At 40.6% G+C, this 14,214-nt stretch carries 14 protein-coding genes and 1 tRNA gene; 8 read left to right on the plus strand and 7 right to left on the minus strand.

Annotation, left to right across the window (positions count from 1 at the left end; genetic code table 11):
- Positions 1–576, minus strand: a 576-nt coding sequence (locus tag RQ763_RS03285; RefSeq protein ID WP_314151178.1) for a Tex-like N-terminal domain-containing protein, incomplete at its 3' end; no start/stop codon positions are given.
- Entirely contained in the window at positions 572–1,486 is a 915-nt protein-coding gene (locus RQ763_RS03290) for a DUF234 domain-containing protein (protein ID WP_314151160.1), read from the minus strand. The genes RQ763_RS03290 and RQ763_RS03285, both read right to left, overlap by 5 nt.
- Before the next feature lie 118 nt (positions 1,487–1,604).
- Between RQ763_RS03290 and RQ763_RS03295 the strand changes: the two genes are divergently transcribed.
- Together RQ763_RS03295 and RQ763_RS03300 are read left to right on the plus strand one after the other, a co-directional pair.
- Positions 1,605–1,680 (plus strand) — tRNA-Arg (locus tag RQ763_RS03295).
- A 76-nt stretch (positions 1,681–1,756) separates the two neighbouring features.
- Positions 1,757–1,948 carry a YwbE family protein gene (locus RQ763_RS03300; RefSeq protein WP_294928832.1) on the plus strand — a complete coding sequence of 64 codons (192 nt, stop codon included), beginning with the start codon at positions 1,757–1,759 and terminating at the stop codon, positions 1,946–1,948.
- Between the two features lie 28 nt (positions 1,949–1,976).
- Here RQ763_RS03300 and RQ763_RS03305 read toward each other — a convergent pair whose 3' ends face one another.
- Complete coding sequence (locus tag RQ763_RS03305; RefSeq protein ID WP_314151162.1) at positions 1,977–2,900, minus strand: hypothetical protein; 924 nt, start codon at positions 2,898–2,900, stop codon at positions 1,977–1,979.
- Positions 2,901–3,000: 100 nt separating this feature from the next.
- Here RQ763_RS03305 and RQ763_RS03310 point away from each other — a divergent pair, with 100 nt between their 5' ends.
- On the plus strand, positions 3,001–4,575 hold the full coding sequence (locus RQ763_RS03310; protein WP_314151163.1) for a flagellar hook-length control protein FliK: 1,575 nt from the start codon (positions 3,001–3,003) through the stop codon (positions 4,573–4,575).
- Positions 4,572–4,823 (plus strand): EscU/YscU/HrcU family type III secretion system export apparatus switch protein, encoded by a 252-nt coding sequence (locus RQ763_RS03315; RefSeq protein WP_314151165.1) that lies wholly within the window; start codon positions 4,572–4,574, stop codon positions 4,821–4,823. Before RQ763_RS03310 ends, RQ763_RS03315 begins: the two co-directional genes overlap by 4 nt.
- On the opposite strand, the gene RQ763_RS03320 is transcribed toward RQ763_RS03315, so the two are convergent.
- Both RQ763_RS03320 and RQ763_RS03325 read right to left on the minus strand, forming a co-directional pair.
- Positions 4,820–5,050: a hypothetical protein gene (locus tag RQ763_RS03320; RefSeq protein WP_314151166.1), complete on the minus strand. Its 231-nt coding sequence runs from the start codon at positions 5,048–5,050 to the stop codon at positions 4,820–4,822. The two genes, RQ763_RS03315 and RQ763_RS03320, sit on opposite strands and share 4 nt — an antisense overlap.
- Before the next feature lie 38 nt (positions 5,051–5,088).
- The gene (locus RQ763_RS03325; RefSeq protein ID WP_314151168.1) at positions 5,089–6,312 is read right to left on the minus strand and encodes a DNA recombination protein RmuC; all 1,224 of its coding nucleotides are present in this window, start codon (positions 6,310–6,312) and stop codon (positions 5,089–5,091) included.
- Positions 6,313–6,391: 79 nt separating this feature from the next.
- Between RQ763_RS03325 and RQ763_RS03330 the strand changes: the two genes are divergently transcribed.
- Genes RQ763_RS03330 through RQ763_RS03345 form a run of 4 tightly spaced genes read left to right on the plus strand, consistent with a single transcriptional unit; the run spans position 6,392 to position 10,318 of the window.
- On the plus strand, positions 6,392–7,645 hold the full coding sequence (locus RQ763_RS03330; protein WP_314151169.1) for an EAL and HDOD domain-containing protein: 1,254 nt from the start codon (positions 6,392–6,394) through the stop codon (positions 7,643–7,645).
- 4 nt (positions 7,646–7,649) lie between these two features.
- Complete coding sequence (gene dbpA, locus RQ763_RS03335; RefSeq protein ID WP_314151171.1) at positions 7,650–9,020, plus strand: ATP-dependent RNA helicase DbpA; 1,371 nt, start codon at positions 7,650–7,652, stop codon at positions 9,018–9,020.
- Positions 9,008–9,520 (plus strand): YgjP-like metallopeptidase domain-containing protein, encoded by a 513-nt coding sequence (locus RQ763_RS03340; RefSeq protein WP_314151172.1) that lies wholly within the window; start codon positions 9,008–9,010, stop codon positions 9,518–9,520. The genes dbpA and RQ763_RS03340 overlap by 13 nt, the downstream gene beginning before the upstream one ends.
- A gap of 36 nt (positions 9,521–9,556) precedes the next feature.
- Positions 9,557–10,318 carry a hypothetical protein gene (locus RQ763_RS03345; protein ID WP_314151173.1) on the plus strand — a complete coding sequence of 254 codons (762 nt, stop codon included), beginning with the start codon at positions 9,557–9,559 and terminating at the stop codon, positions 10,316–10,318.
- A 1-nt stretch (position 10,319) separates the two neighbouring features.
- Here the strand turns inward: RQ763_RS03345 and RQ763_RS03350 are convergent, their stop codons facing one another.
- Positions 10,320–12,272: a CHASE domain-containing protein gene (locus tag RQ763_RS03350; protein WP_314151175.1), complete on the minus strand. Its 1,953-nt coding sequence runs from the start codon at positions 12,270–12,272 to the stop codon at positions 10,320–10,322.
- A 58-nt stretch (positions 12,273–12,330) separates the two neighbouring features.
- Positions 12,331–14,172: an ABC-F family ATP-binding cassette domain-containing protein gene (locus RQ763_RS03355; RefSeq protein ID WP_314151176.1), complete on the minus strand. Its 1,842-nt coding sequence runs from the start codon at positions 14,170–14,172 to the stop codon at positions 12,331–12,333.
- Positions 14,173–14,214 lie beyond the last annotated feature (42 nt).

Below are 14,214 nucleotides of genomic sequence, written 5' to 3' on the forward strand. Positions count from 1 at the left end.
CTTTTTAATCTCTAAAACTCCATGGCGAAGCATGTTGTTTCTTATGGATTCGCGCTCTCTAGGCATATCGGCATAACGCTCTGCCAAAATATCCTGCGCTCCTTGTACCGCTTCATCTACGGAGGTAACAGCACTTTTTACAAACTCTTTTGCCTTCGTTTTGAACTCGGCTTCGCTAAGTCGCGCTTTTTCTAAAATATCTGAAAGAGGAGAGAGACCATTCTCTATGGCAGTCGCCGCGCGTGAGTTTTTCTTCTCTTTGTATGGACGGTAGATGTCCTCTAAAACACGCAGGCTCTCGGCATCTTCTATGCTTTTTTTAAGCGCATCGCTAAGAGTTGCTCTCTCGGCAATAAGTCTTAAAATCTCCTCTTTTCTCTCTAAGAGTTTTTTGGCACTCATGTATATAGTCTCAAACTCACGGAGCACTTCATCATCCGCTCCGCCCGTCATCTCTTTGCGGTAGCGGGCTATAAAAGGGATGGTCGAGCCCTCTTCAAGAAGTTTTAAAATATTTTCTATATGTTCACGCTTGAGAGCAGTTTTCTGGGTTAATAGATTGATTAAATTGTTAATATTTTTTTCCTACGCACTCTATAAAATCTTTTTCGCTCAACTCTTCTATTAATGTTTTAAAGTTTTTAAGCGCAAACAGTTTCAGATCTTCGCCCTTTAAGGCTTTTAACTCGTTTGAAAAGCCGCCTTTGGAGACTATAACATAGGTGTTAGGCGTTAGCTCGGCTAAGCGGCACTGCTCTTGAAGCTTACTAAGCTCACTCTTTTTTGCTTTTTGGTTGGAGAATTTGCATACTCCCGCAACGACTTTACCCGACTTTGTCTTTGCCAAGATGTCTATCTGCGTATTTCTATCCCAATAGCTTCCAATCTCTACAATCGGGTCATCTTTGAGGCTCTTTTTTATAAGCTCATGAGCGAGTTTTTTAAAAGTAAGTTCGTAAAATTCGCTTTTTCGGTTTGCAAACGATTCCGTCGCCTCTTTGAAATCTCCATCTTTGATAGTTTTAAAATAGGGGGAGACAAAAGCAAACCAAAAACGCATAAAAGGGGTGCTGAAGTTTAGTTTTTCATCTACCTTATCATCTTCATTAGGTGGAGATTCAAGTGAATATTCGCGTTTTAGAATGTTTTTAGCGCAAAGTGCATCGATTGCCTCTTCGCCCTCTGCTCTTGAGATGCGTGCTCTCTTTAGTGCAGAGTGAACTCGTCCGTCACCTGTTGCAGCGGCGCTTAAGAGTGCGTGGCTTATCTTGTCGCTGTGAGTGATTTTTGTAATGTCTCCATGGATATATGTATAGTTTTTTAAAACCTTGTTCTCAATTAGTTCTTCAAGATTTTTTGACATATCAACACCCCAACTCATCCCGCCAAATACCGAGAAATACTCTATTGAGCGCTCCAAATCCTGCGACTTATTTTGAAAACAAAAAGAGCGAAACTGTTCTAGGAGTGAAGGGTATTTTGCCATTAATGAGCCTTTGGTTGGTTTTTGAAATTATACTTGAATAAAAATTATATAGTATAAAAAACGCATCGCATTTACCTATTGAGAGTTTTTAATGCTAAAATTTCACTCTTTCTTATCCCTCCTCATCGCTTAATTGGATAAAGCAGTCCCCTCCTAAGGGATAGCTCGAGGTTCGATTCCTCGTGGGGAGACCAATTTTTCAAAAAAATAACAAGAGATGCTATACTTAAAAAATCTAAATTTTAGAAGATTTAATGCAAGGATAAATAGATGAACCAAATAAAAAGAGCAGATATAAGAAGCGGAATGAGCGTAGCAATAGTCCTCAAAGAGGATCAGGCGAGTGGAAAACTTACCGATGGCATTGTCCGCGATATTTTGACAAAATCGCCTTTACATCCTCATGGGATTAAAGTTCGTCTAATGAGCCGAGAAGTCGGTAGAGTAAAGAAGATATACTAAAGTTTAGAAGATGGAGCTTTTGCCCCATCTATACTGTTTTCAAAAACTCAGTGAGGGGTGAGTTTTGTCGCGCAAAATCTATCTGTGACATTACCCCGCTTGTTCCATCTTCATTTAGAAAAAGCCCGGTTGCTCTTATGCGTCCAAGGGTTTTGTTTTCCTCGTTTTTAATATCAATATTTCCATCTGTATTGCCAAGATAAATAGCGCCGATACCGACTTCTCCAAGAGCTACAAGACGATCTTCATCTTCAGTTTTTTGCCAGATACGCAGACCATTAAAAATAGGGTCACACTCATCTATCCAGCCATTATTGTCGCTGTCGTAGCGTCTTAGATCTGCAAACCCATCTCCGTTTAGTGTGCCAAAAAGCTCCAAACCGTCATCGATTTTGTTGTTTGCGTTTTTATCGAGCGCTAAAAAACTGTTCCCTTTCTTAAGCAGAGAGATCTGGTCGCACTCTCCGTTTGCATCTATGTCAAAAGAGAAGTTCGTGCTGCCAAGATCAGGCAGTTCGCCCTCAAAGTTCAGTACCAGCGGATCATAAAACTGCTGACGTATAATCTCGTGGTTTGAGACAAAAGAGTGTGACATGGAGATGTCGATATTTATCTCTATTCTTCTGTTTGAAGTGTATATAAAACCACCCATGCTTACATCGAGGCTTTGAGACTCTCTATACTCCTTGTGCACGGAGACTTCATGGTTTGTAAACTCGCTTGCATCTACTGCTTTAAATTTATACGGCTTAGAGTTTAGTCTAAAGATGAGCTGCTGAATCAACTCAAACTCAAGACGTTTGCAAAAGGCAACCTGTGCGTTGATTGCTTCAACCTCTTTTAGGCGCTTTGAGTTCTCGCTTTGGAGTTCGCTCGTAAAAGTTGTAATCGTGCTAGAGCTGCTTTTTGATGACTCGGAGTGCAAATCAAGCACAAAGTTTTCTATTTTCATAACTTCTCCTTTACATGTGTACAAAAGTTAAGACAAAAAAAGTGGAGCAAAACTTATACCAAGCTTTTTGTTTTTACTCGATAAATGATATACTTTAGCCATGATCAACACATCGCTAAATAAAGAGCTCGGCATCATTCTTCCAAACACTAACAGAGCGTTAGCGACTGTTTTAAAAGAGGCAACGCCAAAAGAGATGGAGGCGGTTTTAAAAGATAAGGATTTGAAATCTGTTATGAACTCTCTGCTCAAAGAGAGCGGAGTAAGTTCAGACTCCAACAAGACTCTTTTAAATCTTGCAAAGAACAACCCAACGCTAAAAGATTTAGGCAATATTACAAGCACGGTAAAAGAGCTTCTTGGTACGCTCAAGAGTGAAAAAAATTCTCTGCCGATTGAGACAACTCTTAAAAAGTTTCTCCTAGATATCAAAGAGCTTAGCGAGCCTGTTTTAAAACAGAAGCTTGAAAATTCGGGTGTTTTTTTAGAATCCAGACTCAAAAATGTGCAAAACCCTCAAGTAGAGCTCAAAAATATGTTGGCATCACTTGAAAAAAATATGCTAAAAAGCGAGATGCCAGGCGCAAAACTGCTTGCTCAAAACATAAAAGAGCTGCTAGCCTCGCCGACGCTAAAAGAGGCGACAAACAGCGCCCTTTTACAGACCCCAAAAGATAGTAAGAGCGCCTTAGTGCAGTTGGCAAAAGGGGTGGAAAATATTGTCTCAAAACTCTCAGAGCAGTTAAAGAGTGCAGACATCATAACGACCAAAGGCTTTGAGAAACAGCTCTTAAAAGTAGAGCATTTGGTCTCTCAAAAGATGCTTAGTGCAGACAATTTTAAACCTATTTTGTTGCAAGAAGCTCTGCAACAGCTAAATGCGCAGATGACGCAAAGCACAAAGCCAGAGGTCAAGGGTCTCTTTGATGCGCTTATAAAGATTGTAGAGTCGCTAAAGGTAGTTACGGCTGAAAATATGACGCCAAAAGCTGCACTGGATACTTTGCTGGAGAAAAAAATACCTCAGGAAATCCGCACCGTGGTTGATGTTTTAAAAGGTGCGGCTGAAAAGGTTGACCCTCTTTTTTCAAAAGAGAGCGCAGCTCTTGTTTCAAAACTGACTCAACTTACAACACCCCAAACATTGGCAACCGAGAATAATATTAAAGAGATTTTGTCACAAGATTTAAAGTCGGTTTTGCTAAAAGCGGGCGAGGAGATAGCAAAATCACCGCATCCAAATCAAACAGAGATTTTAAAGCATGTAGATAAACTGCTGCTGCAGATAGACTACTTTCAACTGCTCTCCCACCTCTCAAACTCCTCGTCACTCTATCTTCCCTTCTCATGGGATAGCCTTGAAGAGGGAAATATTAACATTAAAAAAGATAAAAACAGCATATTTTACTGCGATATAGATTTGAAGCTAAAAGAGTATGGAGAGCTCAAACTTAAACTTGCACTTTATGAGGAGAATCAGATAAATATTCACATCTACTCGGATAATTCTGAGTTTAAAGAGATTGTAAAAGAGAGTATCGCTTCTTTGCGTTCTGCTTTGATTGAATCACAAATTACGCCAAGAGAGATACGTATTTTTGATACCCCCAAAAAAAGCTCACCATATGAGACGGCGCCGCGAGAAATTGACATGGGGTTTGAGGTAAAAATATGAAAAAAGCAGCCGCTCTAAGGTACGATGCAACAAAAGAGAAAGCGCCGCGCGTAGTTGCCAAGGGGCAGGGAAAGAGTGCCGAAAATATTATAAAAATCGCCGAACTTCACAATCTCCCCATCAAAAAAGATGAGGATCTCATCGAGCTGCTCTCAAAAGTGGAGCTTGACAAAGAGGTTCCAGAAGCTCTTTATAGAGCTGTTGCAGAGGTATTTAGTTTTATATATAAAGTGAGTAAAAAGAGTTAAAATTCTTTATACTCGGCAACCTGCGTCACATCTACGCCTTTTTCTTTGAGCTTGTTTCCAAGTTCTACAACTCTTTTGTTGTATTTCTCAGTCTCTAAAAATCCTTCATATGAGTCAAGCTTCCCCTCGTACACTTTTGCAGCGATATCTTGAATTGCTCCAAGAGTTTTTTTAAGCTCTTCATCCAAAAACTCAACAGTATCGCCTAAAATTTCCTCTTCTTTCATATCTTCTCCTTTTTCATTTTTAAAGTGAATTATAACTTTTAATCTTCAATTTTGCCAGATATATGTTCGGGCAGATTTTTGCTATTTGCCGCTCCGAGTTTTTGAAGCTTCTGAAACTGGCTTGTGATGCTACCGCTTCCGGAGTGGAGTTTTGCAAAGGTCTCCTCGTAGGTTTTTTGAACGGTCGTTATCTGATTTCCGAGTTTCTCTACACTCTCAATAAACCCCGCAAATTTGTCAAAAAGCAGCCCCGCACGTTTTGCTATCTCTTGTGCATTTCTCTGCTGTCTCTCATATTTCCAGCTGTTCTCTACAGCGCGCAGGGAGACCATAAGCGTCGTAGGACCTACCAAGATAACATTTCTTTTAAAAGCATGGTCAAATAGCGAGCCGTCATACTCCATCGCCATAAGCAGCGCACTCTCTATTGGCACGAACATAAAGATAAAATCGAGTGTTTTTATGCCCTTTAGATTTGTGTAATCCTTCTCGCTCAGCTCTTTTATATGCTTTTTCATAGAAAGCACATGCGCCATAACAAATTGCTCCTTTTGCTCCTCATCCTCAGCCGATGAGTAGCGCTCGTAGGCAACCAGAGAGGTTTTAGCATCTATGATTATATCCCTGCTATCAGGAAGATGCACCACGACATCGGGGCGGTAGCGGCTGCCGTCGCTCTCATGCTCTAAAGCGACCTCTCTCTCATACTCCTTCCCAAGCCTTAGACCGGAGTGCTCAAGCACGCTTTCTAAGACCATCTCCCCCCAAACTCCCTGTTTTTTGCTCTCGCCTTTGAGTGCTTTTGTAAGGTTTTTGGCATCTTTGCTCATCTGATGGTTTATCTCTTTGATGCTTCTTATCTCGGCTTGAAGCATGGAGCGGTCTTTTGCCTCTTTGATGTAGACATCATCAATCTGCTTTTTAAACTCTCTGAACTGCTCTCTCATGGGGTCTATCATCTTGGAGATATTTTCTTGATTTTGCAAAGAGAACTTTTGTGAGTTGTTTTCTAGAATTTTTTGAGCAAGTTCTTTAAACTCCAGTCTCATCTGCTCTCTGCTTTGCTCTAGCAGTTCAAACTTCTCTCTGTTTTTCTCATTTATGCCATCAATACGCTCCTCTAAGACAGCGTTTTTGTTTAGCAGAATCGCCGATTTTTCACTCTCTTTAAGAAGGCTGTTTTTTAAACTGCTAACAATAGCAATCCAGACGCCAAGCGCGCCAAAGAGTACTCCTACTGCTACATAAAGGGCTTCAAACATTATGCATATTCTCCTAATTATTAGGGTATTGTAGCAAAAAGATAATATAATCTACTTTTGTAAAAAGTGAGGATTTTGTATGCAAAACTTATACTTCGCACACCAGCCGATTCTTAGTCGAGAGGCGAAGGTTGATTTTTATGAAGTGCTCTATACTCCGCAAAAATCGCAGGATGCGGAGAGTGGTTTTATATTTGAGAGTTCACTTGTTGATACTTTAGTCAAAATCGGTACCCAGTCGGTTTTAGGAAAGCGCAGAGCATTTATAAAAGTAGATGAAAGCCTGTTGCTTGGCAATAAAATCTATACGCTTCCACATGAGTTCTTTATTTTCTCATTAAGCGCAGATATAGAGCTAAGGGAAGAGGTTATAAAAAAAGTTTGCGATTTGAATGAAAAAGGGTATATTTTAGCGATTGACGACTTTGCGCCTAACGCCGCGTCAATGAGCAAATACTCAAAGATAATAGATGAGGTCTCATTTGTCAAAATAGACTTTAACAGAACCGTTTTAGTGAATGAAGATAGCAAAGAGATGGTTGCCAGAGTAAAAGAAAGGGGTGTGAGCGTTGTTGCGAGAAATGTATCCGACAAGCTTAGATATGAGTTTGCAAAGAGTCTGGGTTGCCTCTTTTTTCAAGGCTACTACTTCTCAAAAGCAAAGATGTTTGAAGAGGATCAGTGCAAGCCATCAAGACTTAATATTTTAAAACTCTACTCTCTTCTTGCAAACAATGCAGATTTTGAAGTTATTGTGAGTGAGTTCAAAAAAAACAGCTCAATAACTGTTTTGCTCCTAAAGTATATAAATTCAGGCGCATTTCACTTTAAAAACAAGATCTCATCAATTCACCATATTTTGACATTGGTGGGAAGAGAGCCGCTCTCAAAGTGGCTGATGATGTTGATTTATTCAATGGCAAATATTCCAAACCCAAAGACATCACCGCTTATGTTGATGGTAAAAAACCGCACCGTCTTAATGGAGAAAATTTTCAAAGAAGCAGTGCCAGATGCCGGTAAAAGTATGTTAGACCAGGCATATTTTGTGGGAGTACTCTCTTTAATCGATGTTCTTTTTGAAGAGAAAATTGAGAAGATTTTAGATGAGATGAACGTGTATGATGTTGTACGAAATGCGCTGTTAAGCGATAGCGGTATTTTGGGCGAGATATATGCATTAGTTAGAGATATAGAGGAGTTTAACCAAAAAGCTATGATTGAATTTGAAAAGCAACACTCTCTTGAGAGTGGCACAATAGGAAAAATAACAATAGAATCGATGAAAGAGGTTGCGGTTTTTGAAGTCGCACTCTCCTCGATAGATGGGTAAAAAGATGGATAAAAAAGATTTCTCAAACCTTCCTCTTAGCAAAGAGATGCTTCATAACCTTGGTGAGATAGGTTATAAAGAGATGACGCCGATTCAGGAGCAGAGCCTGCCTTATATACTTGAGGGCAGAGACGTAATCGCCCAGGCAAAAACGGGAAGCGGTAAGACTGCCGCTTTTGGTATCGGGCTGCTTCATAAACTTCAAGTTAAAAAGTTTAGAGTCCAATCTTTGGTGCTCTGTCCGACACGCGAGCTTGCAGATCAGGTGGCACGTGAGCTTAGAATGCTCGCAAGATTTTCACATAACATAAAGATTTTAACCCTGTGTGGCGGAAGTGCTTTCGGTCCGCAGCTGGGCTCGCTTCGTCATGGCGCGCACATCATCGTTGGAACTCCGGGGCGCATTTTAAAGCATCTCAAAAAAGAGACACTCTCGCTTGAAGATGTTGATATGTTAGTTTTGGATGAAGCGGACAGAATGCTCGATATGGGGTTTAGCGAGGAGATAAATGAGGTTTTAGAGTTTGTTTCAAAATCGAGTCAGACACTGCTCTTCTCTGCTACATATACTGATGAGATTATGGATATCAGCGCATTAATCCAAAATGATGCCATAAATATAAAGACTACCTCTACCGAAGTTGCCAACAAGATTACGGAGCGATTTTACGAAGTGCAAAACTCACAGAAGACAGAAGTGCTTATAAATATTTTGAGTAATTTCAAACCCGATAACGTTATTGTGTTTGCTAACACAAAGGCGGAGGTTCAGGAAATTGCTCAGACTTTGCAGAAAAATAGGATTGATGCGCTTGCAATTCATGGGGATTTGGAGCAGTATGAGAGAAATGATGTGTTAGTGCAGTTTGCTAACAAAAGCTGTAGAGTGTTAGTGGCAACGGATGTCGCGGCACGCGGACTTGACATCAAAGAGCTCTCAATGGTTGTAAACTACGACTTGCCCCATAGCGAAGAGATATACACGCACCGCATAGGCAGAACAGCTCGCGCGGGAGAAGAGGGGCTGGCTTTTACTCTCTTTAGTGCTTATGAAGCTCCCAAGGCGGATGAGTACAGAAATGAGAGCCGTCTTTTTGAATCTGCCGACACTTTAAAAGCAGTAAACGGCTTTGAGATGAAGCCGCAGAACATAACGCTTGTCATCGAGGGCGGGAAAAAAGATAAAGTCCGCGCAGGCGATATTTTGGGTGCACTCACCGGTGAAGCGGGACTAAGCGGCGATTCTATAGGAAAGATAGATATCTATGACAGACAGAGTTATGTTGCCATAGAAGCTCTCAAGGTAGATGAGGCACACGAGAAGCTTAAAAATGGAAAAATCAAAGGGAAGAAATTTTCGGTTTGGATTCTTTAAAATATATAAACCACTACTCAGAGACGACAAAAAAGCAGGTGTTGGAGCTTATAAAGCAAGAGAAGCTAGAGCAGCACCTTAAAAAAAAGTACGCGAACCCTCATGCTATAAAAACAGACAAGGCGCTTTTTGCCTATGTTAACGAGCTTAAAAATGCCAACATCAAAAATGCGCCGACACTAAGTAAAGTTCTTTATGACGCCAAGATAAATGTTATCCATAATGCTCTTGGAACGCACCACTTTGTCTCAAGAGTTCAAGGTGCAAAACTAAAGAGTAAAAATGAGATTCGCATATCTTCCATCTTCAAGAGCGTTCCTTTGGAGTTTTTGGAGATGATAGTCGTGCATGAGCTTGCACACTTTAAAGCCAAAGAGCATAACAGAGCGTTTTACTCTTTGTGTGAGTACCTGCAGCCCTCTTACCATCAAGTTGAGTTTGATGTAAGGCTCTATTTGACGCAGATGGAGCTTTTCGGCAAGATAAACGAGTGGAACTAAAGAGATAAAAAATTTAAAAACAGAGGTGAGTAACGCATGAGAGAAGAGATAAGTTTAGCGATTATTCAGAGCATTATTGATTCGCAAAAAGATTTGATAGTAGTTTTTCAAGAGAGTACACCAGCTCTTATAAACAAAGCATTTAAAAAGTTTTTTGCAGTCTCATCTTTAGATGATTACAAAGAGGAGTTCGGTCCGTTTGTAAATAATTTTGTTCCGCACCCATCCTATTTCCATGGGGAAAAAGTTGCAAAAGGGAGCAGTTGGGTTGATGCTATTTCAGAGCTTCCTGAGATGGATAGGATTGTCAGCATGATGACAGCCACATACGAGCCTCATGCTTTTTTAGTAAAGGTGCAGAATATAGAGGAGTATGTGATTGCAGTTTTTGAGGATATTACTCAGACGCTCATTAAACGCATTATGATTGAAAATAATGCAAGCATTGACAAGCAAAGCGGTGCTTACGCTAAAAACTACTTTTTGCAGATTGCGCAAAGTTATCAAGATGCAGCTACCTTCAATAAAAAAATAATCAGTGCCATACATATAAAGAGTGAAGAAAAAGAGGCATCTGAGCTGCCTGAGCTGGTGAAGCACTTTAAGGGCATTATACGACAGGACGATATGCTGATTCGCTGGGGGGAGGACTCTTTTTTACTTATATACCTTGTTGATAACTTGACAAATGCGCAAAAGATGATGGATAAAGTTTATACAAAAGGGTGCTCTTTTACGCTGATAACCCAAAAAGAGAAAGAGAGTATTAAAGAGTTTATAAAGAGAATTGAGATTTAATTCAATTCTCTTTGTTAAAGAAACGGTATCTGTTTCTTCCGTTCTCTTTTGCCTCATACATTGCCGTATCTGCTTTTTTAAATAGTGTCTGTTGGTCAAGCCCGTCCTCAGGATAGATTGCAATGCCTATCGAGGCTGTTACACGCATTTCACTTCTGTTGAATTCACACGGTGTATCGATTATTTTAAGAAGTTTCTCGGCTATATGTGAAACGCCGGAAGAGGGCGTATTTGGCAGCAGAAATATAAACTCATCGCCACCAACGCGTGATGCGGTATCGACCTCGCGTAAAACAGCATTAAATCTTTTTGCAAGTTCAACTAGCAGAGCATCGCCGGCATCATGCCCAAGTGTATCATTTACCTCTTTGAAAAGGTCTAGGTCCAAAAATATAATACTAAATTGTTCACTATTTCGTTTTGCCGCACCAATAGTGTATTTAAGGCGCTCCTCAAGCTGATATCTGTTTGGAAGCCCGGTAAGAGCGTCAAAGTTAGCAAGAAAGTGGATGCGTTCTTCTGCGCGTTTTTTATCAGTGATATCCTCTTTTATTGCCATATAGTGAGAGATTGTTCCATCTGCTTGAAAAATAGGTGCCGCCTTTACTCCCTCAATGTACTCTTCGCCGTTTTTGTTTTTGTTTACAAACTCTCCGTGCCATGTTTTCCCAAGTTTTATGGTCTTCCACATATCGTCATACGCATCGGCACCTGTTTTACCGGACTCTAAAAAGTGGGGATTTTTTCCGATAGCCTCATCTTTTGTATAGCCCGTAATTTCTGTAAAAGCTCTGTTTACATACTCTATTTTTCCATCAAGATTTGTAATTATGATGCTGCTTGGACTCTGCTCAACTGCCTGGGAGAGCTTTGTCAGCTCTTGAGCTTGGATTTTGAGCATATATCTGCTTTTAAAGAGCATTAAGATAATAAAAAGCAGCAAAAACTGTACGGCTAAACCTGCCGCTGTCATCAAAAGAGGATATATTACATCGGCAGAGTTGTCAAACTCTTTTGTGCTTGAGAAGCGTATGTGCCACGTTGCATTATTTAGCTCAACACTTTTTTCGGTATTGAATTTTGATCTGTATGAGTTTGGTTTGAATGACCTATAAAGCAGATGTTCTTTGGAGATATCCTCACCGTCATATATTTCAAAGTTTAAAATTGATGATTTTAAAACGATTTTTTCCATAAGGTCGTTCATACGAAAAGGGCTGTAAACAAATCCTATTAAAGCTTTGCGTCGCTCCTCAATGGTCTCGATATTTGCGCCTTTTTCATATAGCGGCAGATACATTAAAATACCGGGCTGCACATCTTCGTCAATCTCTTGCATGAGAGTGACTTTTCCAGAGATAGAAGCCTCTCCGCTCTCTATTGCTCTTTGCATCGCAGCTCTGCGCACCGGTTCTGAAAACATATCATAACCGATTGCCGCCATGTTTCTTTTGTCCATCGGCTCAAGATATAAGATAGAGCTGTATATCTTACGCTCTCCTGCGGGTTTAATGGAAAATGATGCAAACCCCTCATCCCTCATCTCCTGTTCGACTTTTACCACATCTTCCGGCTGAAGCATCTTAGAAAAGCCTATGCCTTGAATGCCTGGGTAGTTCTTCCTAATATCGATAGCTTTTATGAAGTCATGCCACTCTTTGCGAGTTATACTTTCGCTTCCGTGAAATAAGCCTATTCCGCCATGAACGTGAAATAAGGCTATTCCGCCTTGGAGGAGCGTTTCGTACTTTAGCATTCGTTTGTTGATGCTCTCTATATTTTCATTTACGGCAGTCTCAAACTTTTCTGCAGCGATGAAATGGTAGTAGTTTTGAGCAGCATTCCAGATGATAGCTCCGACAAGGAGCGAGAGTAGAATCGCCAAGGAGATGGTTGCTCTGTTATAGACAAAACCATTCCTTAATGGCATTGAGTAGTGATTGCAGTTTGTCAAGCCATTAACCTTTTTGTTTAAAATATATCTTATATGTTTGCATAAATCAAAAATTTCTCTATTGCGATTGCTCAACTTCTGCAATTTTTATATCAAAATCCTCTGATATCGTGTCAAATTCGTTTTGTAAAATCTCTAATAGTTCAAACATCTTCTCAACCTCTTTTTGCTCCAAAGAGACAAGTTTTGAAAACTCTATGATTTTAAAACTATCTCCTTTGGTTGAAGCTTCAAGCAGTTTTTTTTGATGAGAAGCTAAAGTCTCTTCGCTCTTTATGATAGAGGCTTCAAGTTTGTCAATTTTTTTTCTCATCGGCGAAATTAGTTTGTTTTTGTCTCTGATGAGGTCTGCTTTTGCTTTTTTGCTGTTTTTGAAGTTTGTTTTGGGTTTTTGCTTGCCCTTCTCTTCATTCTCTTCCTCTTCCCAGCCCATTTTTTCTAAGAACAGGTCATACCCGCCGTCAAAATACTCGGCGCCGTTTTTTGTAAATATGATAAGCCTGTCACATGTGCGGCGCAGCAACTCTTCGGAGTGGGTTACGACGATTACGGAGCCTTTAAAGTTTTGGATTGCTACCGTCAGTGCTTCTATGGAGTCCATGTCTAGGTGGTTTGTAGGCTCATCCAAAAAGAGGAGGTTTACATCACGTGCCAAAATTTGCCCTAGCATAACACGGCTTTTTTCGCCGCCTGAGAGAAGAGAGACTTTTTTATCCGCACTATCCCCGCTAAACATCATGGCGCCCGCAATAGAGCGAATACTTTGCGCAGAGAGCTTTGTGTTGGCGGAGTGAATCTCGTCCAAGACGCTGCTGCTTGGATGGAGCCTTGCGATATTTGTCTGCCCGAAGTGCGCAAAAGCTGTACTTGTGTGCATCTGAACCTCACCGCTAAGCGGCTTTAACTCCCCTGCAATTGTATTTAGGAGGGTTGATTTACCTTTACCGTTTTTTCCGATAATCCCAAGACGCTCGCCCTTTTCAAGCACGAAAGAGATATTTTTAAACAGAATGTTATCGGGCGTATACCCGAAACTTAGATTTTTAACATCAAGAAGAACCTTCGCAGGTGTATCTTTGTAGTTAAAATCAAATTCCAAAGATGAGTCGTACCCCAAATCTTCAAGCAGATCCATCTTCCCAAGCTGTTTTACTTTTGACTGAGCAAGAGCCGCGGTTGAGGCACGCGCCTTGTTTCTGGCGATAAAATCCTCAAGCTCTTTTACTTTCTTATCTTGTGCTATCTTCTGTTTCTCATGCAGCTCATCATTGGCTTGGAGTTGCTCGTAGTATTTGTGCGTATCTCCGGCAATAACCCTTAGATTTCTGCGTACAATCCCCATGGTGTGTGTAGTGACAGCGTCCATAAAATCTCTGTCGTGAGTGATTAAAATAACTTCGCCCTCAAAAGCTTTTAGAAAATTTTTCAGCCATCTAAGAGAGAGGATGTCAAGGTAGTTTGTCGGCTCATCCAAGAGAAGCAGATTTGGTTCGGTTACCAGAAGCTTTGCAAGGTTGATACGGATCTGAAAACCGCCCGAGAAGGAGAGCGGGTCTTTGTCTAAATCATCTTGCGTAAAACCCAAACCAAACAAGATCTTCTCAACTCGGTAGATATCATACTTCATATCCTCTTCAAGCGCTAGAGCCGCCTCTTCTCTAAGAGTGCTTTCGCTAAATTCTAGATACTGCTTAAGCGCGCCTATTTTATACCCTCTTGGGATGATTACTTCCCCTGTATCAGGAGTGTCTTCACCTAAAATAAGTTTAAAAAGCGTAGATTTTCCGCTTCCGTTGCGTCCGACCAGACCCATCTTGTTACCCGGGTTGAGCTTAAAGCTGAGGTTGCTAAAAAGCTCCTGTTTTCCGAAACTTTTTGAAATGTTTATAAGTTGTATCATGTTTCTCTTTTTTATTTAATTTATCACGCCAAAGGAAGTAAT

The sequence above is a fragment of the Sulfurimonas sp. genome, from assembly GCF_032250635.1.
Lineage (GTDB): Bacteria > Campylobacterota > Campylobacteria > Campylobacterales > Sulfurimonadaceae > Sulfurimonas.